Annotated in this window: 22 protein-coding genes and 2 pseudogenes; 10 read left to right on the top strand and 14 right to left on the bottom strand. The window is 52.7% G+C overall.

The window, feature by feature from the left end; genetic code table 11:
- Nucleotides 1-105 precede the first annotated feature (105 nt).
- A complete protein-coding gene (locus A0129_RS09950; protein WP_105028114.1) occupies nucleotides 106-1,227 on the bottom strand; it encodes a fatty acid desaturase in 1,122 nt (373 codons plus the stop codon).
- 114 nt (nucleotides 1,228-1,341) lie between these two features.
- On the opposite strand from A0129_RS09950, the gene A0129_RS09945 reads away from it, so the two are divergent.
- A complete protein-coding gene (locus A0129_RS09945) occupies nucleotides 1,342-2,373 on the top strand; it encodes an AraC family transcriptional regulator (protein WP_291714611.1) in 1,032 nt (343 codons plus the stop codon).
- A 15-nt stretch (nucleotides 2,374-2,388) separates the two neighbouring features.
- Here A0129_RS09945 and A0129_RS09940 read toward each other — a convergent pair whose 3' ends face one another.
- The 8 genes from A0129_RS09940 to A0129_RS09905 form a co-directional block, all read right to left on the bottom strand.
- Nucleotides 2,389-2,781 carry a Na+/H+ antiporter subunit G gene (locus A0129_RS09940; RefSeq protein WP_291714609.1) on the bottom strand — a complete coding sequence of 131 codons (393 nt, stop codon included), beginning with the start codon at nucleotides 2,779-2,781 and terminating at the stop codon, nucleotides 2,389-2,391.
- Nucleotides 2,778-3,056 (bottom strand): K+/H+ antiporter subunit F, encoded by a 279-nt coding sequence (locus A0129_RS09935; RefSeq protein ID WP_291714607.1) that lies wholly within the window; start codon nucleotides 3,054-3,056, stop codon nucleotides 2,778-2,780. The genes A0129_RS09940 and A0129_RS09935 overlap by 4 nt, the downstream gene beginning before the upstream one ends.
- The gene (locus A0129_RS09930) at nucleotides 3,053-3,544 is read right to left on the bottom strand and encodes a Na+/H+ antiporter subunit E (protein WP_291714605.1); all 492 of its coding nucleotides are present in this window, start codon (nucleotides 3,542-3,544) and stop codon (nucleotides 3,053-3,055) included. Before A0129_RS09930 ends, A0129_RS09935 begins: the two co-directional genes overlap by 4 nt.
- Nucleotides 3,541-5,238, bottom strand: a complete 1,698-nt coding sequence (locus A0129_RS09925; protein WP_291714603.1) for a monovalent cation/H+ antiporter subunit D — start codon at nucleotides 5,236-5,238, stop codon at nucleotides 3,541-3,543. Before A0129_RS09925 ends, A0129_RS09930 begins: the two co-directional genes overlap by 4 nt.
- Nucleotides 5,235-5,579, bottom strand: coding sequence for a Na+/H+ antiporter subunit C (locus A0129_RS09920; protein WP_291714601.1), 345 nt, complete (start codon nucleotides 5,577-5,579; stop codon nucleotides 5,235-5,237). Before A0129_RS09920 ends, A0129_RS09925 begins: the two co-directional genes overlap by 4 nt.
- Entirely contained in the window at nucleotides 5,579-8,509 is a 2,931-nt protein-coding gene (locus tag A0129_RS09915; protein WP_291714635.1) for a monovalent cation/H+ antiporter subunit A, read from the bottom strand. Before A0129_RS09915 ends, A0129_RS09920 begins: the two co-directional genes overlap by 1 nt.
- A 129-nt stretch (nucleotides 8,510-8,638) precedes the next feature.
- Nucleotides 8,639-9,136: a DUF411 domain-containing protein gene (locus tag A0129_RS09910; protein ID WP_291714599.1), complete on the bottom strand. Its 498-nt coding sequence runs from the start codon at nucleotides 9,134-9,136 to the stop codon at nucleotides 8,639-8,641.
- Nucleotides 9,137-9,140: 4 nt separating this feature from the next.
- Nucleotides 9,141-9,800, bottom strand: a complete 660-nt coding sequence (locus tag A0129_RS09905; RefSeq protein ID WP_105028112.1) for a fumarylacetoacetate hydrolase family protein — start codon at nucleotides 9,798-9,800, stop codon at nucleotides 9,141-9,143.
- A 137-nt stretch (nucleotides 9,801-9,937) separates the two neighbouring features.
- On the opposite strand from A0129_RS09905, the gene A0129_RS09900 reads away from it, so the two are divergent.
- A complete protein-coding gene (locus tag A0129_RS09900; RefSeq protein WP_291714597.1) occupies nucleotides 9,938-10,420 on the top strand; it encodes a response regulator transcription factor in 483 nt (160 codons plus the stop codon).
- A gap of 25 nt (nucleotides 10,421-10,445) precedes the next feature.
- Here the strand turns inward: A0129_RS09900 and A0129_RS09895 are convergent, their stop codons facing one another.
- The gene (locus A0129_RS09895; protein WP_105028110.1) at nucleotides 10,446-10,871 is read right to left on the bottom strand and encodes a hypothetical protein; all 426 of its coding nucleotides are present in this window, start codon (nucleotides 10,869-10,871) and stop codon (nucleotides 10,446-10,448) included.
- Between the two features lie 418 nt (nucleotides 10,872-11,289).
- Here A0129_RS09895 and A0129_RS09890 point away from each other — a divergent pair, with 418 nt between their 5' ends.
- The 6 genes from A0129_RS09890 (at nucleotide 11,290) to A0129_RS09865 (ending at nucleotide 16,696) form a co-directional block, all read left to right on the top strand.
- Nucleotides 11,290-11,895 carry a TetR/AcrR family transcriptional regulator gene (locus A0129_RS09890; protein ID WP_291714595.1) on the top strand — a complete coding sequence of 202 codons (606 nt, stop codon included), beginning with the start codon at nucleotides 11,290-11,292 and terminating at the stop codon, nucleotides 11,893-11,895.
- 69 nt (nucleotides 11,896-11,964) lie between these two features.
- Nucleotides 11,965-13,134, top strand: coding sequence for an iron-containing alcohol dehydrogenase (locus A0129_RS09885; RefSeq protein ID WP_105028108.1), 1,170 nt, complete (start codon nucleotides 11,965-11,967; stop codon nucleotides 13,132-13,134).
- Nucleotides 13,135-13,209: 75 nt separating this feature from the next.
- A complete protein-coding gene (locus tag A0129_RS09880) occupies nucleotides 13,210-13,515 on the top strand; it encodes a putative quinol monooxygenase (protein ID WP_105028107.1) in 306 nt (101 codons plus the stop codon).
- Nucleotides 13,516-13,625: 110 nt separating this feature from the next.
- Complete coding sequence (locus tag A0129_RS09875; protein ID WP_105028106.1) at nucleotides 13,626-14,588, top strand: LLM class oxidoreductase; 963 nt, start codon at nucleotides 13,626-13,628, stop codon at nucleotides 14,586-14,588.
- Nucleotides 14,589-14,635: 47 nt separating this feature from the next.
- Nucleotides 14,636-15,658, top strand: coding sequence for a zinc-binding alcohol dehydrogenase family protein (locus A0129_RS09870; RefSeq protein ID WP_291714593.1), 1,023 nt, complete (start codon nucleotides 14,636-14,638; stop codon nucleotides 15,656-15,658).
- A gap of 48 nt (nucleotides 15,659-15,706) precedes the next feature.
- Nucleotides 15,707-16,696, top strand: a complete 990-nt coding sequence (locus A0129_RS09865) for a zinc-dependent alcohol dehydrogenase family protein (protein ID WP_291714591.1) — start codon at nucleotides 15,707-15,709, stop codon at nucleotides 16,694-16,696.
- A gap of 109 nt (nucleotides 16,697-16,805) precedes the next feature.
- On the opposite strand, the gene A0129_RS09860 is transcribed toward A0129_RS09865, so the two are convergent.
- The 3 genes from A0129_RS09860 to A0129_RS09850 form a co-directional block, all read right to left on the bottom strand.
- The gene (locus tag A0129_RS09860; protein ID WP_291714589.1) at nucleotides 16,806-17,231 is read right to left on the bottom strand and encodes a hypothetical protein; all 426 of its coding nucleotides are present in this window, start codon (nucleotides 17,229-17,231) and stop codon (nucleotides 16,806-16,808) included.
- A gap of 228 nt (nucleotides 17,232-17,459) precedes the next feature.
- A complete protein-coding gene (ssb, locus tag A0129_RS09855; protein ID WP_105028102.1) occupies nucleotides 17,460-17,951 on the bottom strand; it encodes a single-stranded DNA-binding protein in 492 nt (163 codons plus the stop codon).
- A gap of 92 nt (nucleotides 17,952-18,043) precedes the next feature.
- Nucleotides 18,044-19,321: an MFS transporter gene (locus tag A0129_RS09850; protein WP_291714587.1), complete on the bottom strand. Its 1,278-nt coding sequence runs from the start codon at nucleotides 19,319-19,321 to the stop codon at nucleotides 18,044-18,046.
- Nucleotides 19,322-19,423: 102 nt separating this feature from the next.
- Here A0129_RS09850 and uvrA point away from each other — a divergent pair.
- Nucleotides 19,424-22,305 (top strand): annotated as a pseudogene (gene uvrA, locus A0129_RS09845) (excinuclease ABC subunit UvrA).
- Here uvrA and A0129_RS09840 read toward each other — a convergent pair.
- Complete coding sequence (locus A0129_RS09840) at nucleotides 22,306-22,929, bottom strand: hypothetical protein (protein ID WP_291714585.1); 624 nt, start codon at nucleotides 22,927-22,929, stop codon at nucleotides 22,306-22,308.
- A gap of 124 nt (nucleotides 22,930-23,053) precedes the next feature.
- Here A0129_RS09840 and A0129_RS09835 point away from each other — a divergent pair.
- Nucleotides 23,054-23,373, top strand: a pseudogene (locus tag A0129_RS09835) (mechanosensitive ion channel family protein); the annotation flags it as partial.

The raw sequence follows: 23,373 nt of genomic DNA, 5'->3' as shown, positions 1-23,373 counted from the left end.
CCTTCGTGTCGACGGAGTAGGCTGCCCCATTGAAGAATTCAGCCAATGACACTAGAACTACGCCGCCCTCTCTCTAGCAAAGAGCGGTTTTGGATCAACAGGCTCTTAGGCGGCCTGGTATCCTGCCTCTTTTTGACCTTGCTCGTTCATGGACCAACGGTTGGCTCGCTTGAAAGTGCCCAGATCATTGAATCGAACACCGTTTTCTCGCATCACCTCATGGGCACGCTTGGCGGTCATTTGGCGAATATAGAACGGGTCACGTACTACAAAGTGGTGAATGCCATGTGTGGAGCCGAAGTTGAAACAGAACAGGTGGGGAATGATGAACCACTTGCTGTTGAGTACCTGGCACTGCTGAACGAAATTACCGTCTTCAATATCGCCGAAATAGTGCATGTTCGAACTGATGAAGTTGATGCTGAAAGAGCGCAACAGGTTAGGGGCAAAAATCAGCACTGCAACTGTATTGGCAGTGGCCACAAGCTCAGGAGTCACAAACGCTGGCCAAGGCACACTGTACCCAACAGCCCATGCAGCCGCCTCGATGGCCCAGTACGCCACGTAGGCATGCCAGCCAATGTAGAACACGGAAGCCACAGGGAAGTTGCCGGCAGCACCCATCATCAACATTTTCAGGCGACGGTTCTTTGGAATCTTGAACATCCGCAGCACAACACTCAGTTCCAGATCAAACATCATCAACAGACGCAGGGGCGTGAAGCGCTCACCGTTGGTGATTGCGCGCTCTTCCAGATCGGTTTCAGTGCCGGAATGCTTGTGATGATGCAAGTGGAGGTGGCGACGTGCCCAAGGATTGATGGTGCTGGGGCGGCAAATCCACACCAGAGCCATCATGAGGTTGTGCATGAACTTGTTCTTGCGGAAATACATGTAGTGAATCAGGTCATGTTCCAGCTCGTGCGTAAAGCTCAGGAAAATCGCAATCACTGGAATGGTCACGTACCAGGCCAGCACGCCTTCCAGATAAGCCCAACCAGTCAAAACCGCACCTGCAATCGAGAACAGCAAAATGGCCATGCCGATCAGGTCTTGATGCTTTAAAATCGGGTACTTGGCGCGAATGCGATCACCTTCGGCCAGCACCGCAGTTTTAATGGCAGCAATGCGTTTTTGATCCTGCGCATTGATGCTGTTTTGCTTGATGCGTGAGCCACCATCGGCCTTTGCCGCCTGACCCATCAGTTTTTCACTCAAACTTGACATACTCTTGCCTCTTTTCGTTTTGGCTTTTGGTGATTGAAGTATGCTTGGGTTTGACAAGTAAAGCTTGTTCCAGAACGACAAGCCCATGACCTTCGGCGCCAAAATCAAGAAGCAATGAACAACAAAGCGTGCAATTCGAACCCGAATACGCCCACCGCGCTGGCCAGCTGGATGCGCGGATTGGCGCGCGAACTGGAGCTGCAGGGCTGTCAACCGGCCCCCTTGTTTGAGCAAGCCGGGCTTGACATTGCCCTGCTGGAGTCTCCGGAAGCACGCTATCCCGTGCCACAAACCACCCTGCTGTGGCAAAAAGCCGTTCAGGCCACGGGTGATGAAACGTTGGGCATCAAAGCCATTCGGCACATCACGCCAGCAACCTTTCACGCGGTGGGGCTTAGCGTCATGGCCAGCGAGACCCTGGAGCAGGCGTTTGGTCGCATGCGAAGGTTTGCTGATTTGGTCACAGACGCCAGTGCAATCGAGCTTCAAACCACCGAGTCTGAATTCATTGTTGAACTCAAACTGAGGGAAGGCGCTCAACCCGCACATCAATCCACCGACGGTTTTCTTTGCTTGTTGGCCAACGCCGGCAAAGGCCTGGGAGACCCGGGTTTGGTGCCTTTGCGGGTTGAATTAAGTCGCCCTGCACCGCAAACAGGCAACCTGGAGTTCTTTGAAAAAAGCTTTGCAGCTCCCTTGATATTTGGCTGCGAAACCATGCGTATCGTGTATGCGTTGGCCACCGTACACACCCGCCTGAAGGGCGCAAACCCCTTGATTGCAGAACACCTCGACCAGGCCAGCCAGGCGGCTATCGAACGCCTTAAACCTGTGAATAGCGTCAGCCGACAATTACGTACCTGGATATTGCAACAATTGGAACACGGCGCGCCCACCATAGAACAGGCTGCTTCCACCATGCACATGAGCGCTCGCAACCTTCAGCGTAAACTGGCGGAAGAAGGTACCAGCCTCGCGGCCATGGTGGAAGACATTCGACAACACGAGGCCCAGCGACGCCTGAAACATACCGGCGACACACTCACCGCAATCGCACTAGACCTTGGGTTTTCCGATGCCTCCGCCTTTAGCAGGGCATGCAAACGATGGTTTGGCAAAAGCCCCAGCGAAATCCGCCAGGGCTAGTGCCCTCTCTGGCCATTAGTCGAGGTGGGCTGGCTTTTTTCTGGGCAATGGCGATGCCATTTCGCTTAAGGGAGGCGGTACTTCAATCTCAGGTGCTTTGGCAATTCGATTACGAAATAAGTCAGTTCGTGCCAAGAAAATTGTGGTTACTGGCACAGTAATAGACAGGAAAATCACAATCAGCCAAGGGTGCAACGTCAGCGAGAAATCCACAGCAGAAAAATACACAATACTGGCCAAGGTAACCAACCAAGCCGAGAAGCTGTAAGCCAGTGCCGTGGGGTGCATACGCTGAAAAAAGCTTTTAAACCGCAAAATCCCGATTGCTGAGGAAAGCGTAAACACACCCGAGACCACAAGCAGTACGCCGACCACGATTTCAATCCACAAAGGTGCCGCAATAATCATTCAATCACCTCGCCACGCAGCAAAAACTTGGCCATGGCTGCGGAGCCAACAAACCCGAACAAAGCAATCAACAAGGCCGCTTCAAAGTACATTTCACTTTGATACCGAATTGCCAACACCATCAACGTCAACATGCCAATGGTGTACATCAAGTCCATGGCTAACACCCTGTCTTGAGCCCTCGGACCCACCAACATGCGATACAAAGTCAAACCCATGGCCAGAGAATAGAAAGCCAATGTCACTATGATGGATACAAACAAAAACGTACTCATTGAAAAATCTCCATGAGAGGTTTTTCGTAGCGGTTCTTGATGGTTTGGATTTCCTCTTCTGCATGTTTCATGTCGAACACATGCACCAACAGAGCACTGCGATCCAAGGCCAACTCAGACCAAATTGTGCCCGGAATTACGCACAGAATTGCCGCCAGCACAGCCAAACCATTGGGATCACGCAAGTCGAGTGGAACAACCACAAAGTCGCCCTTGGGCACCTTGTCGCCGGTGGCCAAAGTTCCTCGGAGAATACGCCAATTCCAAACCACCACATCCAGCCCCACGCGCCAAAACAAAACGAACGCCAAGCCGGGTCTTTTGAAAAACACCGGCACAGGCCTTAGGGGTTGAACAAGCAAAGGGACTAGCACACCCAACACCACCGCAAACAACCAGTGGCCCAAACCATAAGACCGATTCAAAACAAGCCACAAGGCGATCAAGCCCAGTGTTAGCAAAGGGTCGGGCAATAACTTGCGGATCATGGCGCCTCCTGGTCAAGACGATAGGCATTGGTGGGTGACCACTGAGGCTTGGCCGACAACACGGCCTGGATATAGCCCTGCGGAGAATGAAGCGCCTGCGACGTTTGCTTCGCAAACTTCATGACCACTTCGGCCCGAACAGTCAACAGCACCGAAAAAACAATCAATAATGCCACTGGCAGATACTCGATGGTACGCAGCAATGGGGCTGGACGCTCGCTGGTCATCCAGAAAAACCGAATACCAATGCGGGTGAGTGCCACCAGGGCAAACAGGCCAGAAACAAACAACATCACCATGAGCGTCCACATACCTGGCGTGGTGGTGAAATCAGTGTCGGCGATTGGAAGCAAGGCCGACACAACCGCAAACTTGCCCAAAAAACCGGACAAAGGCGGCAGGCCAGCCACCAACAAAGTGCACACAATGAAGGTAAGGCCTAGTAAAGCAATCGACCCCGGAGTTGGCTTGCCAATTAAGGCCTCTTCATTGTCATCAAGGTTGACGTCCGGATTAAGGCGCGACTCGGCAAAACCGAAAGGCAGACTGACGTCCTCTTCTTCGTCTTGTCGACGCTGCGCAGCTTCCATATCACGCACGCGGTCCATCAATTCAGTCAATAAAAACAGGGCCGCCACAGCGAAGGTTGAACCCAAAAGATAGTACAAGGCACTCGCGGTTACATCAGGGATACCTAAGCCAACCACGCAAATCAGAATACCCGAGGACACTGTAATGGAAAAAGCTGCCGCCCGTGCCGGGCTGGTGGCAGTCAACACGCCCAATGATCCGCATGCCATGGTCAAAAGACCGCCCCACACAAGCCAATCACTGCCAAAGCCTGCAGAGCCCTGCGACTCTTCCGAAAACAACAAGGTGCTTAGACGCAACAACACGTACACACCCACCTTGGTCAACATGGCAAACACTGCGGCTGCTGGCGCGCTGGCTGACGAATAAGCAGGCACCAACCAAAAGTTAAGCGGCCACATCGCCGCTTTGGCCAAAAACGCCACGCCCAGTACTGCACAACCTGCATGGAACAAGGGGCGATCCGCTTGAGAAATGAATGGAATCTTGGCTGCCAAATCGGCCATGTTGAGCGTGCCTGTGATGCCATAAATCATGGCAGCCCCGACCAGAAACAACGATGATGCCGTGAGGTTGATTGCGATGTAATGCAAACCTGCACGCACCCTCAGGCGGCCCGACCCATGCAACAGCAAACCATAAGACGCTGCCAGCATAACCTCAAAAAACACGAATAGGTTAAACAAGTCACCGGTGAGGAACGCACCGTTAATTCCCATGAGCTGAACTAAAAACAGGGGATGAAAATGAGACCCCGCCTTGTGCCAACGTGCCATTGAAAAAACGTAAGCCGCAAAACCCACCAAGGCGGCCAGTGTCAGCATAAGTGCCGACAATTGATCAAGTACCAAGACGATACCGAAAGGCACATCCCAGTTGGATGGCAGGTAAATACCAATGGACCCTGCACTTCCACTTTCCTTGACCCACACCAACAGGGCCAAGGCAACTCCAAGATTGAACAGACCAGCAAACAAACCCAGGCTAATTTTTAAGCGATACCGTCGCTCGCCCAACAGCAACATGGCGCAGGCCATTAACAGCGGGAAAAGAATTGGGGCGATTATGAGATGCGGCATCAAGCCCTCAAGCAGACGCATCATTCAGCGTCTCCTTTGCCATCCACATGGTCATTACCAAAGAAGCCCCGCTGCGCCAGCAATACAACCAGAAACAGTGCTGTCATGGCAAAACCAATGACAATCGCTGTCAGTACCAAAGCCTGCGGCATGGGGTCTGTATAGTTCATCAAACTGGCCTCTAGCTCCGGAACCAGAATTGGCTCGCTGTCTACCGCCAAGCGTCCCATGCTGAAGATAAACAGGTTGACTCCATAGCCCAGTAAGCAGAAACCGATGATGACCTGGTAGGTGCGCGGGCGTAAAATCAGCCACACACCGCAAGCGGTTAAAATTCCAATCGCAACCGAAAGTACCAGCTCCATCATGCATCCCCTTTGTCGTCATGAATGACTGCGCGTCGATGACCACGCAAAGATTGGTGACCCAAGGCAGTCAATATCAACAAGGTTGAACCCACCACCAAAGTGAATACCCCAATGTCATAGATCAAGGCGCTGGCCACATGCAATTCGCCAATCAGCGGAATATTCAAATGCGCGGTGTGGGTCGTCAAAAATGGATAGCCAAACATCAACGCGCCCAAACCAGTTCCTGTGGCTACTAGTAAACCGCTGGCGATCCACAGGGGCGGGCGCAAAGGCAGGTGAGTTTCTACCCAACGGGTGCCCGAAATGATGTATTGCAAAATGAACGCCGTGGACAACACCAAGCCAGCAACAAAACCACCGCCAGGTTCGTTGTGACCCCGCATGAAAAGATAGACGGCAATGACTGCTGCAATTGGCAACACAGCTCGCACCAGCACCGCAGGCACCAGCAAGTATCCCTTGGCTGTGTCAATGTCTTGATCACTCGAAATGAGATCGGTCGCAATGTCCACAGGAATGGCGCGCTGCTGCGTTGGAATGTCCACGCTCTCGGCCGCGGGGCGGAAACGGCGAAGCAAAGCGTAGACCGTTAGCGCGACCACACCGAGCACGGTGATTTCGGCCAGAGTGTCGAACCCTCGAAAATCAACCAGCATGACGTTGACCACGTTGGTACCCCCGCCCTCGGGCAAGGCTCTTTCCAGAAAAAATGGAGAAATGCTTTGCGGAAAACTTCGACTCATCGCGGCATAAGACAACAAGGCCAAGCCAACCCCAGCGGTGGAAGCCAACAAGAAATCACGCGAGCGTCTTGCCCTTGCTTTAACTTTAATGAGCAACGGCTGACGAGTTTGCACCTCCTCACGGCGATTGGGTAACCAACGCAGGCCCAGCAAAATCAACACAGTGGTGACCGCTTCAACTGATAGCTGCGTTAACGCAAGATCGGGGGCTGAAAACCAGGCGAATGTGACGACAGTGGTTAATCCCGCCACGCTCATCAAAGCCAGCGCGGTCAAGCGGTGATACTTGGCCTGCCAGGCAGCGGCAATTGCAGCCCCACAACCAACCGCCCACAACAAAGCAAACATCGGGGAAAACGGCAACTGTTCCCGACTTGCCACGTTCAGCCAATCAGACAGAGCCACTCCGTAAAGTGGTGCACCAGCCGCGACCACGGTGAATAACATCACCAGCAGCAACTGCGGCTGAAGGCGTCGCGTGCTTACAAAACGCATGCCAGCGCGCGCACCAACCACAAACAAAGCCAAGACGCTGCGAAACAACTTCTTGCCACTTAAAATCCCAATGACCGGTGCCACCTTGACACCACCGGTATTCATACCCCGGCGCATCCACAAGTACAACAAAATTCCGCCAAACAACGCAACGAAGCTCATCAGCAGCGGCAAATTAAAACCATGCCAAATTGCCAAGTCAAATTGAGGAAGGTCTCCAGCCACCACAGGCGTAGCCGCTGTCACCAAAATGGCCTGTATCACCAAATGCGGTAACACACCCACCGCTAAACAAATCAACACCAGCAGCTCAACAGGCACGCGCATCCAGTGGGGTGGTTCATGTGCCGGTTTGGGTAACATGGTGCAACGGTCCGGGCCAAAAAACACATCCACGGTAAAGCGCAATGAATACACCACGCTAAAAATACCCGCCAGCGTTGCAACATAAGGCAAAGCGGTTGAGAACCACGGCACCGAGCTTACAAACACCGCTTCGGTGAAAAACATCTCCTTGGAAATGAATCCGTTTAACAGCGGTACACCAGCCATGGCGGCCGACGCCACCATCGTGAGCGTTGCAGTAATCGGCATGGCACGGCGCAAACCACTCAACCTTCGAATGTCGCGAGTGCCTGTTTCGTGATCAATAATTCCCACCGCCATAAACAGCGATGCCTTAAAAGTGGCGTGGTTGATAATGTGGAACACCGCCGCAACTGCGGCCAGTTGACTATTCATGCCAAGCAGCGTGACGATCAAACCCAAATGCGAAATGGTTGAGTAGGCCAGCAGACCTTTGAGATCGTTTTGAAAAATTGCGGCAAAACCACCCAGTAGCAAAGTGGCCAGCCCCGCGCAGGTAACCAGCCAAAACCATTCATCTGTACCCGCCAAAACCGGCCAAAAACGCGCAAGTAAAAACACACCCGCTTTTACCATGGTGGCCGAGTGTAAATACGCGGATACTGGTGTGGGGGCAGCCATGGCATGCGGCAACCAGAAATGAAAAGGAAACTGGGCGCTTTTTGTGAAAGCCCCCAATAGGACCAGCAACAACATAGGTGTGTACAAGGCATGCGATTGAATGTTGTCCTTCGCGGCCAACACCACGTCCATGTCGTAACTACCGGCGATGTGACCTAGTATCAGCAAGCCAGCGAACAAGCACAGACCACCAGCGCCTGTCACGGTCAAGGCCATGCGTGCACCGCGTCTTGCATCTTTGCGGTGATACCAGTACCCGATCAGTAAAAATGAAAACAGGCTGGTCAGCTCCCAAAATACAGCCAACTGAATCAGGTTGCCAGACAGCACTACCCCACTCATTGCGCCCATGAAGGCAAGCAAGAAGGAAAAGAAACGTGGCACAGGATCAGAGGGAGACATGTAGTAACGGGCATACAGCACCACCAAGGCACCAATACCCGACACCAGCATGGAAAACATCCAGGCAAAGCCATCCATGCGAACCACAAAACTTAAACCCAGCGAGGGAATCCACGTGTATTCCTCCCTCAATACAGTCCCGGCCGCCACTTCAGGATACAAGCTAGCTACCTGCACGGCGCACAGCAACGCAATAGCGCCTGCAAGTGTGGATTCAGCATTGCGCGCATTGGCCGGCATGAATGCGGCAATCAAGCTTCCGGCAAAAGGAAGCAGTACAAGGCTTAGCAGAGGCAAAGTACTCATCGACACATCAGCTTGATCAAGTTAAAGGGCAAACGCAGACTCGGCCTCGTGCTTCAAGACCAGGTCGAAATTTGCAGAATTAAACTACAAAACCCGAAAACGGGAAGTAAAAACAGAAACTTAGTGAATTGCGTCGTACTTGGTGTATGCGCTTACATCACCATTTTTACCAATTAACAATACATTGTACTCGGCGCGCTTGTGCGGAAAATCGGGATGCTCCATGCCTGGAGAACCCATGGGCATGGCTGGCACTGACAGACCCACCGCATCGGGTTTTTCCGCAATCAATTTCTTGATGTCTTCAGCAGGCACGTGTCCTTCGACCGCATAGCCTGCTACTTTGGCGCTGTGACAACTACCGTATTGCTGAGGCATACCCAAAGCGGCGCGGAATGAGTCGGTATTCTGAACATCGTTCACCTTCACGGTGAAGCCGTTCTGCTCCAGGTGCTCAACCCACTCCGAGCAACATCCACAGGTGGGTGTTTTCCAAACCTCGACAAAGTTATCGCCCTGCTGAACGACTTCCGCCGGTTTTTCGCTGCAAGCTGCCATCAGACTGCAAGAGGCCAACAGCAACACTGCAAGGCCATGTTTCATACACAATTTTTTCATTGAATCAACTCACTTTGAATTCAGTATCGATCAAGCCGGGAAGAATCAAACGGACTTGATCGCCGCCTTTTAGAGGCCCTACGCCCTCGGGAGTTCCTGTGAAAACAAGATCACCCTCTTGCAGGGTAAACACCTGACTCAAGTAACGCACGATAAACGGAATTGGAAACAGCATTTTCCGGACATCACCGTGCTGCCGAATTTGTCCGTTCAAATGCATTTGAAACTCAATGCTGTGCGGGTGCTCAATGTGCTCTGCGGGCACAAACTGTGTCACTGTAGCGGAACAGTCAAAACCCTTGGCCACAGCCCAAGGCAAGCCACCCTGCTTGGCTTTGGTCTGCAGATCGCGTGCGGTCAGATCAAGGCCTAGGCCATAGCCGGCGATGTGCTTCAATGCCTTGTCTTCGGCAATGTTTTTTCCACCCTGCCCCACCAGTAAAACCAGTTCGGCCTCGTAATGCACATCACTTGAGTGTGCCGGCAACACAATCGGTGTTCCCGGCGGGTGCAGGGCCGATGTGGGTTTCATAAACACCACCGGATCTTCCTCGGGTCGATTGCCCAACTCGGCAATGTGTGCGGCGTAATTTCGACCGATGCAAAAAATATTGCGAACCTGGACTGCTCTGGTTTGCTGAGCCAGCAAGGCGACATGGGGCATGGGACATCCTGAGAGATCATATATCGTGCAATTGTCCAATTGTGCATCAAGACAGCGTCTCGTCCATAAAGACGATACGATTTCAGTTGCGTACAGTACCTGAATTTGTCAACATCAAAAAAAACTGCATCCACAGCATGAAATTACTGGTTGTTGATGATCACTTACTGTTTCGCGAGGGGCTACGCCACATCTTGCTGAGACTTGACCAGACCGTTGACATACACGAGTGTGGCACTGTGCAGGAGGCTGTCGCAGTTGCGAACCACATCAGCGAATTTGACCTGGTGTTGCTGGACATGCAGCTGCCAAGTCTTCAAGGTCTGGAAGGCCTGCTGGCACTGAAGGGCGCATTCCCAACCAGCCCAATTACCCTGATTTCCGGCGTTGCGGACCAACGCGCGATTGCAGAGGGGATACGCTGTGGAGCCCAAGGCTTTGTCTCGAAATCCGGCAGCGCTGAAGACATGTTGAACGGCCTGTGGAAAGTCATCAACGGTGAACATCACATCCCCCCCGAAATCAGCAATTCGCAAGGCGATGGCATCCGGCTTCCCTTTGGTTCACAAGCCGCTCAGTGCAGCCAAATTGCGAACCTTGCTGTCGCACCTGCTCGGTAACTCGTGAAGAGCAGGTACACCCAGGCTAGATGCCCGACTCTTTCAGAAAGGGCCCAAAACAGGTGTCAAGCTCTGCCTTCTGGCACATCATGAATTTGGAGCCGGTGGCATGCATCACGATGTAATTGGTGGCCACGTTGCCATTGGGTACTTTGTGCCCCATGCAATCCGGCTGGTCATTCACCTGCACTACGGTGTCGACCCACTTGTAGAACCCCTGTGAATCAGGCCGCAAACTGATGTCATACCGTGTTTGAACCACCTGACCGCCACTGAGAATTTGCGTGGTTCCATCGGGACGAATGTCATAAATTTCGGAACAGGCTTGTTCAGGCAGGTTGATTCGCCACAAGCCCACCAACGGGTGCTCCGGAGGCAATTGGGTTTCCGCGTGCGACATGGTCGCAAAAGCTGCCAAAAAAATACCCAGCAAACCAAACCGATACTTCATACAACCCCCTGCACTATTGCTTATTGCGATTAGCATACTGAGGCTTTTCGGGAAGAACAAGCAGGTCGATGAAAAAAGCCTGTGGCCGTAACAGGCACACAGGCTTTCGGAGTTACTGCAATGCGGCGTTCAAAAGGGTGGTTGTTATAATAATACAAATAGTTAATCCAAGATCTTGATATGTAAATTCTTTTTTAATTTCTAAATAAAAGTGTCAGGATAGAATGAATTTTTTTGGTGTCTTTAAGTGGCCACGAACACCAGTCCACACTCAAATGTAAAGCAGGTTGTTGAGTTGCATCCAAAATTGACCCACTTAGGGTAAAGAGGGGGTGCAAATCAACATTCTTCAAATAGTAAATTGAATTTTATTGTATTTTAACTAGACGACCGGTCCAATTGATGCCATAATGCACATATGAGAAATGAGTTTCCAATCACAAAGTCTGGCGATACGCGTCAGCAAATCCTCGATACAGCCAAGGACATCATCCTCGGCAAGGGCTTTGCTGCGGCAGGCCTCAACGAGATACTTTCTACTGCCGGCGTGCCCAAGGGCTCGTTCTATCACTACTTCAAGTCAAAGGAGCAGTTTGGCGACGCCTTGCTAGCAGACTATTTTGACGACTACCTGCAGATGTTAGAGGGTATGCTTAAAGATGATGGCAGTACTAACTCCAGCCGCCTACTCAAGTTTTTTCAATTTTGGTTGGATAGCCAATCCAGCGATGTCACAACAGATAAATGCCTGGTCGTTAAATTGAGTGCGGAAGTGACAGATCTTTCCGAAGCCATGCGCTCGACGCTGAAGAATGGCACGGATCGGGTGGTAGCATGCCTCACCAACTGCGTGGAACAGGGCATACGCACCGGCGAGTTTCCCGCCAACCTCGATGCAAAAACCGTCACAATCGAGATTTACTATATGTGGATAGGCGCAACGCTTTTGACCAAAATAAGCCGAACGCGTGCAGCTCTGGAATGCGCCATGAACGCCACGAAAACTAGACTGGGGCTTGATTGAGTACGATCTTTTTATTTGGCCGAAAACTAGCCGACTGGTCTAATAACTGTAATTTTTAAGGAGTTTTTGATGTTGAATTTTGATTTTTATAATCCCACGCGTATCGCTTTCGGCAAGGGCAAGGTCGCCGAAATCGACAAGCTGGTGCCTGCTGAGGCTCGCGTGTTGATTGTTTACGGTGGAAGTAGCGCCAAGAAGAATGGTACGCTGGATGAAGTCAAAGCCGCACTGGGTGGGCGTTATGCCGAGGAATTCAGCGGCGTCGAGCCTAATCCGACTTATGAAACGCTCATGAAAGCCGTCGACCAAATCAAGGCTAACAGGCTGGATTATCTGTTGGCAGTCGGTGGCGGCTCGGTGATTGATGGCACTAAATTTGTCGCGGCGGCGGTGTATGCCGAGGGCGACCCGTGGGAGATTTTGCTCAAACGCGGTGCCAATGTGAAACAAGCCATGCCTTATGGCACGGTGCTGACCTTGCCTGCAACAGGCTCGGAGATGAACGACGGCTCGGTGATTTCACGCACCGAAACTGCATCCGGCTTACACGACAAGCTCTATTTCACCAGTGAGCATGTGTTTCCACAGTTCTCCGTACTCGATCCGACCAAGACCTATACCTTGCCGCCGCGTCAGTTGGCGAACGGCGTGGTGGATGCTTACACGCACATCATGGAGCAATACCTGACCTACCCGGTGGAAGCGCGCGTGCAGGACCGCTTTGCCGAAGGCCTACTGCAAACGCTGATTGAAATCGGCCCTAAAATTCTGCAAAACCCGCAGGATTACGATATGCAAGCCAATTTCATGTGGGTCGCCACGCTGGCCTTGAATGGCTTAATCGGCTCTGGTGTGCCGAGCGATTGGGCGACGCACATGATAGGCCACGAAATCACTGCGCTGCATGGTCTCGATCATGCGCAGACCCTGGCCATCATCCTGCCGACCATGCTCAGCCTGCGTCGCGATGCCAAACGCGCCAAGCTGCTCCAATATGCCGAACGCGTCTGGCATATCAGTGAAGGTACAGAGGATGCTCGCATCGAAGCGGCCATACAGAATACCCGCGCTTTTTTCGAAAGCCTCAGCGTGCCGACGCGCTTATCCGCCTACAACATTAGCGCGGATGCCATTCCTGCCCTGCTGGCGCAGCTTGAAAGTCATGGCATGGTCAAACTCGGTGAGCATCAGGATGTGACGCTGGATAAGAGCAGGGAAGTGCTGGAAGCGAGTATTTAGATTTTTAGTAGGGTGGATAAGCGTGATAGCGCGTATCCACCATCTTCGTGTTTTATTTTTATATTAGGAGCAATCATGAGCAAGAAGTTAGCCCTGTATGTACGTCTGCACGCCAAGCCAGGCAAGGAAGCAGCATTAGAAGCATTTCTTAAATCCGCACTGCCACTAGTGGAAAACGAGCCGGAAACCGCTACCTGGTACGCACTCAAATTCGGGCCTGCAACCTTTGGCATTTTTGACACCTTTATGGATGAACATGGTCGACAAGCACATTTGACCGGGAAAATCGCTGAGGCACTAATGGCAAATGCTACAGACTTGCTGGCTGAGATGCCGGTGATCGAAACCGTGGATTTACTGGCAGTCAAAGGCCAGGCTTAAATCAGTTTTTGGCTAAGTAGATAGCTCCTCCCCCTAGCTATTTCGGGCCTATACAGGCACATCACCTTCCTCCCTTTTGTGGATGTGCCAGTTTTTTCTTATAGAGCAGAATGTATAACCCTAATCCAAATCAATCGCCGACAGGCAACCGTGGCTGGCAGCGTGCATTCCAACGTGGCAAACTCACGCTGGGCATCATGTTCCCGATCGAGGCCTTCGAGCGCGACCAACCGACCATGCACAACCAGGTAGCGCTGGCACAGTTTGCCGAAAAAGCCGGTTTTGCCAGCTTGGGCTTTCGCGATGTGCCGCTGCGCGATCCGAATTTTGGCGATGTCGGCCAGGTATTCGACCCGTGGGCTTATCTCGGTTATATGGCCGCGCAGACCACAGAAATCGCGCTGCTTACGGCTTCCATCATCCTGCCGTTGCGCCACCCGATTCATATCGCCAAGGCCGCCGCCAGCATAGACCAGTTGTCCAATGGCCGCTTGCTGCTGGGCATTGCTACGGGCGATAGGATGGTGGAGTTCCCGGCCTTCAACGTGGATTTTGAGTCGCGCGGTGTGATGTTTCGCAAAGAGGTCGAGTTGCTCAAAATTTATTGGTCAGAGTTCTTCCCGCAAGTCAGCAGCGGCTTCGGCCATCTGCAAGGTGCCGATGTCATTCCCAAGCCTGTAGCTTCGCATGTGCCCTTGCTCGTCACCGGCCATAGCCAGCAGGATTTGGGCTGGATCGCGCGCAACGCCGACGGCTGGATGAGCTACCCGCGCAGCATAGAGGCCCAAGAGCAGATCGTCCAGCGCTGGCGCGATACGGTAGAAGCCGAATTGCCGGGGCAGTACAAACCATTCACGCAGTCTTATTTTATTGATCTTGCCGATAACCCGAACGAAGCACCAACGCCTATTCATCTGGGTCACCGACTCGGCAGGAATGCGCTGCTGGTGCATCTGCGAGCGAGCAAGCGTATCGGCGTGGATCACCTGATATTCAATGTCAAATACGGCAAACGTCCGGCCGGTGAGGTGTTGCAGGAGTTGGCTGAGTTTGTTTTACCGGAATTTATATGAAGTTGTAGCGCAGGCAACTCCGCCTGCGCTAAAAAATAGGAGCCACAATGAAAGCTGTTGCATTAACCAGGTATTTACCTATCAGCGATCCTGAATCGCTGATAGATGTCGAATTGCCCAGCCCCGTCGCTACCGGTCGCGACCTGCTGGTGCGTGTACATGCCATCGCCGTTAACCCGGTCGATACCAAGGTGCGCAAGCCCAAGGATAAAGTAGAAGCTACGCCCAAAATACTGGGCTGGGATGCCGCTGGTGAAGTCGTCGAAGCCGGGCCAGATTGCACGCTGTTCAAGCCTGGCGACAAAGTGTTTTATGCGGGTGACATCACGCGCTCGGGCTGCAATACCGAATACCAGCTCATGGATGAGCGCATCGTCGGCCACATGCCACAGAGTTTGAATTACGAGCAAGCAGCAGCTTTGCCACTGACTGCGGTGACCGCCTGGGAGGCACTATTCGACCGGCTAGGGATTGCGCTTGATATAGCGCAGAACCGCAATAAGAGCCTGCTCATCATAGGTGGTGCGGGCGGCGTGGGTTCGATTGCCATCCAACTCGCGAACAAACTGGCCGGATTGACCGTGGTAGCCACGGCATCACGGCCTGAGACCGTGCAGTGGGTGCAGGAATTAGGCGCACAGCACGTTATCAATCATAAGCATGATCTGGTGACGCAAATGCGCGAAATCGGCATTCCCCAACCAGACTATATTTTCTGCTGCAACGATACCGATCACTATTTTGCTGTCATGGCCGAACTCATCAAGCCGCAAGGCAAGATTTGCTCGATTGTGGAAACCGCAGAGCCGGTGGACCTCAATCTGCTCAAGAATAAAAGCGCGACGTTCGCATGGGAGCTGATGTTTACACGCTCCATGTTTCAGACCGCCGACATGACAGAACAGCACCATATCCTGGATCGCATAGGCAAGCTGGTGGATGAGGGTGTGCTGAAGACCACGCTCAATGAAAGCCTATCACCCATCAATGCTGCCAATCTGCGTAAGGCGCACGCTCAGCTCGAAGCAGGTGGCACCATAGGCAAGATTGTGCTGAGCGGTTGGCATTAAATTATAGATAGTATTTTCACACTTTTTTAACATCATCAGGAGATAAAAATGTCACGTGTCGTCAGATTCCACCAAACCGGTGGGCCAGAAGTATTACAGATAGCAGATGAACAAGTCGCCGCACCAGGCAAGGGTGAAGTGCAGATCAAAGTGCATGCCATCGGACTCAATCGTGCCGAAGTCATGTTCCGCAATGGTCAGTATCTGGAAGCACCGCAACTGCCAGCGAGGCTGGGCTATGAGGCGGCGGGTACTATAGCCGGAGTAGGTGAGGACGTTACCGAGTTCCAAATTGGTGATGCGGTCAGCACTGTTCCGGCGTTCTCGCAGAATCAGTATGGCGTGTGTGGTGAGTTGGCGAATGTGCCCGCATTTGCCGTGGTCAAGCATCCACCATCACTTTCCTGGCCGGAGGCTTCCGCCATCTGGATGCAATATATGACTGCCTACGGCGCATTGGTGGAGTTTGCCGATACCAAAGTCGGTGAGTTTGTGCTGATTCCGGCGGCATCAAGCAGCGTGGGTGTGGCAGCCATACAAATCGCCAATATGCTGGGTGCCATACCGATTGCGCTCACGCGCCACAGCAACAAGCGCCAGACATTGCTGGACGAGGGTACGAAGCATGTGATTGCAACGGAAGAACAGGATTTGGTGGCTGAAGTGAATCGCATCACCAGCAACAAAGGCGTGCGCGTGGTGTTTGATCCCGTAGCTGGCCCGACCATCAACAAGCTGGCTGAAGCCACCGCGCAAAGTGGCATAATTTTTCAATATGGCGCCCTAAGTACAGAGCCGACGCCATTGCCGCTGTTCCCCGTGCTCGCTAAGCAATTAACCATACGCGGGTATACCCTGTTTGAAATCAGCACCCATCCTGAACGCATGGCACGCGCCAAAGCCTTCATTGTGCAAGGGTTGACTGAAGGCAAGCTGAAACCGCTGGTGGCCAAAACCTTTCCGCTAGCGCAGATTGTCGAAGCACACCGCTATATGGAATCCAACCAGCAGATCGGCAAGATTGTGCTGACTGTTTAGCCGCTATTGACCTGCCCGGGAATTTCCTACCACTGAGAACTTAACTTTCTGGTCTCGGTTGGTAAATCGTTTTGCAATCCTGCCACAAATTCATTCGGGGTCAGGTAGTTCAAACTGGAATGCGGTCGGACCGCATGTCATCAAGGGGCATCGAGCCGAGATAGACATCGTAAAAAAAAGAGAAAAATTGACAAACAGTCGTCAATCGTTGATTGAAGGTGTTGGGTGTAATTGAGAGCTTTTTTACCTTACGACCCTTAGATTGATCTCGCCGTAGACACTCTAAAAGCCCACCACGAAGCTCAGCTTCAGTGAAGCCTTTACCGGAGGAAATCCTTTCCCAAAGATCGATACGTTCCCTATTCGACCACTGATATAAAAATGACAACTCACGAAGGTTCCTTACCAACGTGTTCCGCCCATTAGCCCTCCGCGCCAACACGAACTCATTAGCTAAAGTAATGGGAAGCCCTTCATCGTCCAATAGGATCGGTAACTGGTCACCAGAAGGATGATCTACCACTACAACTTTCATGCTGAATCCTTTTCTTTACGCAAATCTACATATCAATTTTTATCTTGTCAAAATAACAAATGTATCGATTCTTAAAATGACATTTATTGAAGATACAAAGGAGTAAAAAAAAAACCGTCAAATTCTTTACAGAATTTGACGGCATATTTACCCACTAAAATACAATTAAAACAACTACTTAAAACACGATTTCGTTAAAAATGTTTTACAACAATTCTTTTATCCCAATCAGAAGGGGATGTCGTCATCCAGATCAGCCACACTTTGTGGAGCAGAGCGCTGCGGCGAAGGTGCTGAAGAGCGCATGCCGCCAGAGCTGCGGCTAGGTGCAGGTGACTGGTCAAAATCATCACTGCCGCCCATGGAAGAACCACCGCCGCCACTTTCACGGCCACCCAGCAATTGCATTTGATCCGCAATAATTTCCGTGGTGTATTTGTCCACGCCCGACTGGTCTTGCCACTTGCGTGTTTTCAAACGACCTTCGATATACACCGAGCGGCCTTTCTTGCAGTACTCGCCTGCAATTTCCGCCAGGCGGCCATAAATCACCACCCGGTGCCATTCAGTCTCTTCACGCTTCTCGCCTGTGTTTTTGTCTTTCCAGCTACTGGATGTGGCCAAGGCCAGGTTCACCACTGCACCGCCATCGGGCAGGTAACGCACGTCGGGGTCTTTGCCCAAATTACCAACCAGAATTACTTTGTTTACTGAGGCCATGGAATGAATTGCTCCTTAAATTCTTGAATACCTAATGAAATGCATTTGAGCGGGACCCGTGACCGCCGCGCCGAGTTGGGTGCCGGGTGCAACTAAAGAGGACTTGCCGAGCCATCAGCAGGAGTCCGAACAGGGACCACTGCGGATGCGCGTGGGGGCAACGCTTTAATTCCCATTGCCAACAATAACCACACAACCACGAGCAACAACGCACCCTCAAACACACCTTGCGCGCCCAGGTGGCGAAACGCAAGCCCGCCCAAAGCGCCACCTGCAAAAAGCCCCAATGCCTGAGAAGTATTATATACACCCAGGGCCAAACCCCGGTGACTGAGCGGTGCCACTCGTGACACCCACGAGGGAAGGGTAGCCTCCAGCAAATTAAAACCGACAAAGTAGGCCAGCAACAGCAAAACCAGCACCCAACCCTGGTTGGAGAACAATACGAAGCCCAGTAATACCGCTCCCATCAGGCCGATTGAACCCAACTTGACCTGCTTGGTTTTCGCTTTTTTCTCGGCCCACACCATCAATGGCACCATAAGCACAAACGAGCCCAGCACCACTGGCAAGTACACTTTCCAATGTTCAGCCAACGGCAATTCAAGGCCATTGAGCAGCAGGCTGGGCACCACCACAAAAAGAGACATTTGCGTTAGATGCAGGGTAAAAATACCCAGGTTCAAGCGCAACAAGTCGGGCTGGGTCAGTACGGCCCAGCCATCGGCAAAACTGCCCTTGAGCTTGGCTTCCTGATCCACCAAATTCGGTGTGGGCAGCAAGAAAATCACTACACCAATGCCCAGAATACTCAGTACACCTGTCATGGCAAACAGCCCACTCAAACCGAAAAACTTGTATAAAACCGGTGAAAACACGAGCGACAAGGCAAAAGTAACACCAATCGATGCACCGATCATGGCCATGCCCTTGGAGCGCACCTCGTCGCGGGTAACATCGGCCAGCAAAGCCGACAGGGCTGCCGAGATGGCGCCTGCGCCCTGCAAGGCGCGAGCCCACACCAACTGCTCAACCGTTTCAGCCACATAGCCCAACCAACAGCCAACTGCAAACAGCAACAGGCCACCCACGATAATTGGTTTTCTGCCCAGCTTGTCAGAAGCCCAGCCCAGGGGAATTTGCATACAGGCCTGAGCAAGGCCGTAAATTCCCATGGCCAGCCCCACCAAGCTCAAATTATCGCCGCCGGGCATGCCGGTGGCATGCAATGAAAACACCGGCAGAATCATGAACATGCCAAACATGCGCAATGCATAAATGCTGGCCAGCCACCCGGCAGCCTTGCGCTCGGCGGGCAGCATTTTGAAAGCATCGGGGGCTGCGGTGTGACTCACGGTCTTGCGGCTCATGTTTGATTGAAATTCAAGGGCTTGAACCACCCTCGCAGATGTCTTATTCCGGGAAACCGTCTATAGTATCAGGTTGGCCGCTGATTCCATTTGCTGTACCGCATGAACTCCATTCGCATTCGTGGCGCTAGAACCCACAACCTGAAAAACATTTCGCTCGACTTGCCCCGCGACTCGCTTGTGGTGCTGACTGGGCTGTCGGGCTCTGGAAAATCCAGCCTGGCGTTTGACACCTTGTATGCCGAGGGCCAACGCCGGTATGTGGAAAGTTTGTCCGCCTACGCCCGCCAGTTTCTTCAACTCATGGAGAAGCCCGATGTGGACTTGATCGAGGGCCTCTCCCCGGCTATCTCAATCGAACAGAAGGCCACCAGCCACAACCCGCGTTCCACTGTGGGCACAGTAACTGAAATTCACGATTATCTGCGGCTGTTGTTTGCCCGTGCAGGCACACCCCGCTGCCCTGAACATGACATGGAACTGAGTGTTCAAACAGTTTCAGAAATGGTGGACACCGTGCTGGCCTGGCCTGAGGAGGCGCGCATCATGATTTTGGCGCCGGTGCTGAACCAGCGCAAAGGCGAACATGTGGATTTGCTCAACGACCTGCGCGCGCAGGGCTTCGTGCGCATTCGCCTGAAAAAGAGCCCGCAAGACGCCCCGGAAATTCTGGAACTGGACAAACTCCCGCCGCTGGACAAACACCACAAGCACAATCTGGACGTGGTGGTTGATCGCCTGAAAGTGCGCGTGGATGCCCGCCAGCGCCTTGCGGAAAGTTTCGAGACCGCATTGCGCTTGAGTGACGGCAAGGCTGTTGCGGTGAACCTGGACACCAACACTGAAACTGTGTTCTCGAGCAAATTTGCCTGCCCGGTGTGTGACTACAGCCTGACCGAACTGGAACCACGTTTGTTCTCGTTCAACAACCCTGCAGGCGCCTGCCCGGTGTGTGATGGCCTGGGCCATGAAACCTTTTTCGACCCGTTGCGCGTGGTGGCCCACCCCGATATATCGCTGGCGGCGGGTGCAATCAGCGGATGGGATCGTCGTAACGCTCTGTACTACCAGATGATTCAAAGCCTGGCGGCGCATTATGGCTTCGACCCGGAATCGCCATGGAATGAGTTGCCGGAAGATGTACAGGAGGTGGTGCTCTACGGTTCTGGCAGCGAACAAATTACGTTCACCTATTTGAGTGAACGCAGCAAACCAGTGGCCAAAACCCATGCCTTTGAAGGCATATTGCCGAACCTCACGCGCCGCCATCGCGACACCGATTCCTCTGCGGTACGCGATGAGCTCGGCAAACTGATGGCGGTGCGAAGTTGCCAGGCCTGTCAGGGTTCTCGCCTGAAAACCGGTGCGCGCCACGTGTTCATCGGTGAACACGAACATCGCAAGGCCTTGCACCAGGTTACTGAACTGCCTATTCACAAAGCCTTGAGCTATTTTGAAACCCTGCAAATGCAGGGCGCAAAAGGCCAGATTGCAGAAAAAATTGTGGTCGAAATCAAGGCACGATTGCAGTTTTTGAACGATGTGGGGTTGAACTATTTAACGCTGAACCGCAGTGCAGATACGCTTAGCGGCGGCGAGAGCCAGCGCATTCGACTGGCCAGCCAAATTGGCTCGGGCCTGACCGGTGTGATGTATGTACTGGATGAACCCTCGATTGGTTTGCACCAGCGCGACAACGACCGCCTGATACAAACCCTGTTGCGCCTGAAGAACTTGGGCAACACGGTGCTGGTGGTTGAACATGACGAGGATGCCATTCGCTGCGCCGATTATGTGGTGGACATGGGTCCGGGCGCTGGCGAGCACGGTGGCCAAGTGGTTGCACAAGGCACACCTGCTGAAATTCTGGCCAGCCCGGAATCACTGACAGGCCAGTACCTGAATGGCAAGCGAAAAATTGAACGCTTAAGCCCACTGCGCACACCCGACCCAACGCGCATGCTGACCATTCACCATGCCACCGGCAATAACCTGAAAGATGTCACTGCAAGCATTCCGGTGGGTTTGTTTGTGTGTGTGACGGGTGTTTCAGGTTCAGGCAAATCAACCCTGATCAACGACACTTTGTTGGCCGAGGCTGCGCATCAACTCAATCGTGCGCACAAGGAAGGCGCACCACACAGCCACATCAGCGGGCTTGAACATTTCGACAAAGTCATTGCAGTCGACCAAAGCCCGATTGGCCGCACACCCCGAAGCAACCCAGCCACTTACACAGGCTTGTTCACACCCATTCGTGAATTGTTTGCGGGTGTACCTGCAGCACGTGAGCGCGGCTACGATGTGGGCCGCTTCTCGTTTAACGTAAAAGGTGGGCGCTGTGAAGCCTGCCAGGGCGATGGCGTCGTGAAGGTAGAAATGCACTTTTTACCCGACCTGTATGTGCCTTGCGATGTATGCCACGGCAAACGCTACAACCGGGAAACACTGGAAATTTTGTACCGTGGAAAAAGCATAGCCGAAATCTTGGAGCTAACCGTAGAGCAGGCCCTGGAAGTCTTCTCGGCCGTACCCAATATTGCACGCAAACTGCAAACCCTGATTGATGTGGGTTTGGGTTACATTCGCCTCGGACAGTCGGCCACGACACTGTCGGGCGGTGAAGCGCAACGGGTCAAGTTGTCTCTTGAGCTGTCGAAACGCGACACCGGAAAAACCTTGTACATACTGGACGAGCCCACCACCGGCCTTCACTTCCATGACATTGCCATGCTTCTGAAGGTGTTGAATCCACTGGTTGAGCAGGGCAACACTGTACTGGTGATTGAGCACAATCTGGACGTGATCAAGTGTGCTGACTGGATATTGGACATGGGCCCAGAAGGTGGCGACAACGGCGGCATGCTGATTGCTGAAGGCACTCCCATGGACATTGCAAAAATGCAAACAGCCACACTGGAAAATTTTTGGCACGCTTTTACAACGATGAGTCTGACAAGGCACAACGCGCCAATGGCTTGTAATCAAGCAACGCCTTTGGCTGCATCCAACAATTCAAGGCCACGGGCAAGATCGCTCCGAGCCTGCTGATTGGCGGGCTCGCTTCGTACTCTGTAAGTCAAATTGTCGACCAGCGCCTGGAGTGGAATGACATTGACTCCCCCGTGCATCTGCCGGCGTTCAAAACCCCGACCAGCGATGCTGTTTTTGGCGGGCACTACATCCACCACCAGTGACTCACGCCCCTGCCCTGCCCAGCTCAGGCTTTCGGTGTTTCCAGGCTCGGATTCAAACCCGAGTTGACTCAAGCCCAGGTGATCAAGATCGGACAAACGGTCCATGCCCGAGGGGCTCACCACCACATCCAGATCATTGGGTCTACGTGCGGTTGAGTCTGCTTTCGATCGATGATGAAGCGCCAAGGCGACACTTCCTCCGATTGCATACTCGCTGGCACTGCCAAACAGTTCATTCAAACCCAACAACAATTTGCCTGCATCGGGTGTGTTCAAAATTTCAGCCAAGGCTGACCCAATACGTGGCGGCTCTTTGTTCAAGGCTTGTGGATCCACGGGCAGGCCATGGCTGGTGCGCACCAGGCTTGGCACGGGCACATCGAGGCTCAGATTAAGTGAAGGTGGTCTCATGACAGTTTTACCGCACGTTTGCAGGACTATTGAGTAGCCACATCGAGACGCAAGTTCCAGTGTGAAACCTGGTCGTTTTTTCAGTCATGTACAATAGGGAGTTCTTTCAAGCAGTGGGAGCACTATGAACGAACAACTCGAAACCCTATTCAAGTACATCGAACCAGCCAAATTGCTGGATCTGGGCCTTCAGGCCACCAAATTCATCCTGGTGATTATCGTAGCCCTGGTGGTATTGCGCCTGGTGAAGGCTGCCATTGATCGGGTTGGCAACCGGATGCAAGGCCGCAGCAAAACGCTCGATGATCAGAAACGAATCGAAACCCTGATACGCGTGCTCAAGTATGTGGCCAATGTGGTCATCTTGCTGTTGGGCGCCCTGATCGCCCTGGGTACCATCGGTATTTCCATTGCACCAGTACTGGCTGCTGCCGGTGTGGTTGG

Source organism: Limnobacter sp. CACIAM 66H1 (assembly GCF_001601825.1).
In the GTDB taxonomy this organism is placed as follows: Bacteria; Pseudomonadota; Gammaproteobacteria; order Burkholderiales; family Burkholderiaceae_B; genus Limnobacter.
The sequence above is the reverse complement of the archived record's forward strand: the minus strand, read 5'-3'. Positions and strand labels throughout refer to the sequence as shown.

Coding starts and splice junctions, on each gene's coding strand:
- A0129_RS09950 (WP_105028114.1), bottom strand. CDS start 1,227: ATGTCAAGTTTGAGTGAAAAACTGATGGGTCAGGCGGCAAAGGCCGAT.
- A0129_RS09945 (WP_291714611.1), top strand. CDS start 1,342: ATGAACAACAAAGCGTGCAATTCGAACCCGAATACGCCCACCGCGCTG.
- A0129_RS09940 (WP_291714609.1), bottom strand. CDS start 2,781: ATGATTATTGCGGCACCTTTGTGGATTGAAATCGTGGTCGGCGTACTG.
- A0129_RS09935 (WP_291714607.1), bottom strand. CDS start 3,056: ATGAGTACGTTTTTGTTTGTATCCATCATAGTGACATTGGCTTTCTAT.
- A0129_RS09930 (WP_291714605.1), bottom strand. CDS start 3,544: ATGATCCGCAAGTTATTGCCCGACCCTTTGCTAACACTGGGCTTGATC.
- A0129_RS09925 (WP_291714603.1), bottom strand. CDS start 5,238: ATGATGCGTCTGCTTGAGGGCTTGATGCCGCATCTCATAATCGCCCCA.
- A0129_RS09920 (WP_291714601.1), bottom strand. CDS start 5,579: ATGGAGCTGGTACTTTCGGTTGCGATTGGAATTTTAACCGCTTGCGGT.
- A0129_RS09910 (WP_291714599.1), bottom strand. CDS start 9,136: ATGAAAAAATTGTGTATGAAACATGGCCTTGCAGTGTTGCTGTTGGCC.
- A0129_RS09905 (WP_105028112.1), bottom strand. CDS start 9,800: ATGCCCCATGTCGCCTTGCTGGCTCAGCAAACCAGAGCAGTCCAGGTT.
- A0129_RS09900 (WP_291714597.1), top strand. CDS start 9,938: ATGAAATTACTGGTTGTTGATGATCACTTACTGTTTCGCGAGGGGCTA.
- A0129_RS09895 (WP_105028110.1), bottom strand. CDS start 10,871: ATGAAGTATCGGTTTGGTTTGCTGGGTATTTTTTTGGCAGCTTTTGCG.
- A0129_RS09890 (WP_291714595.1), top strand. CDS start 11,290: ATGAGAAATGAGTTTCCAATCACAAAGTCTGGCGATACGCGTCAGCAA.
- A0129_RS09885 (WP_105028108.1), top strand. CDS start 11,965: ATGTTGAATTTTGATTTTTATAATCCCACGCGTATCGCTTTCGGCAAG.
- A0129_RS09880 (WP_105028107.1), top strand. CDS start 13,210: ATGAGCAAGAAGTTAGCCCTGTATGTACGTCTGCACGCCAAGCCAGGC.
- A0129_RS09875 (WP_105028106.1), top strand. CDS start 13,626: ATGTATAACCCTAATCCAAATCAATCGCCGACAGGCAACCGTGGCTGG.
- A0129_RS09870 (WP_291714593.1), top strand. CDS start 14,636: ATGAAAGCTGTTGCATTAACCAGGTATTTACCTATCAGCGATCCTGAA.
- A0129_RS09865 (WP_291714591.1), top strand. CDS start 15,707: ATGTCACGTGTCGTCAGATTCCACCAAACCGGTGGGCCAGAAGTATTA.
- A0129_RS09860 (WP_291714589.1), bottom strand. CDS start 17,231: ATGAAAGTTGTAGTGGTAGATCATCCTTCTGGTGACCAGTTACCGATC.
- ssb (WP_105028102.1), bottom strand. CDS start 17,951: ATGGCCTCAGTAAACAAAGTAATTCTGGTTGGTAATTTGGGCAAAGAC.
- A0129_RS09850 (WP_291714587.1), bottom strand. CDS start 19,321: ATGAGCCGCAAGACCGTGAGTCACACCGCAGCCCCCGATGCTTTCAAA.
- A0129_RS09840 (WP_291714585.1), bottom strand. CDS start 22,929: ATGAGACCACCTTCACTTAATCTGAGCCTCGATGTGCCCGTGCCAAGC.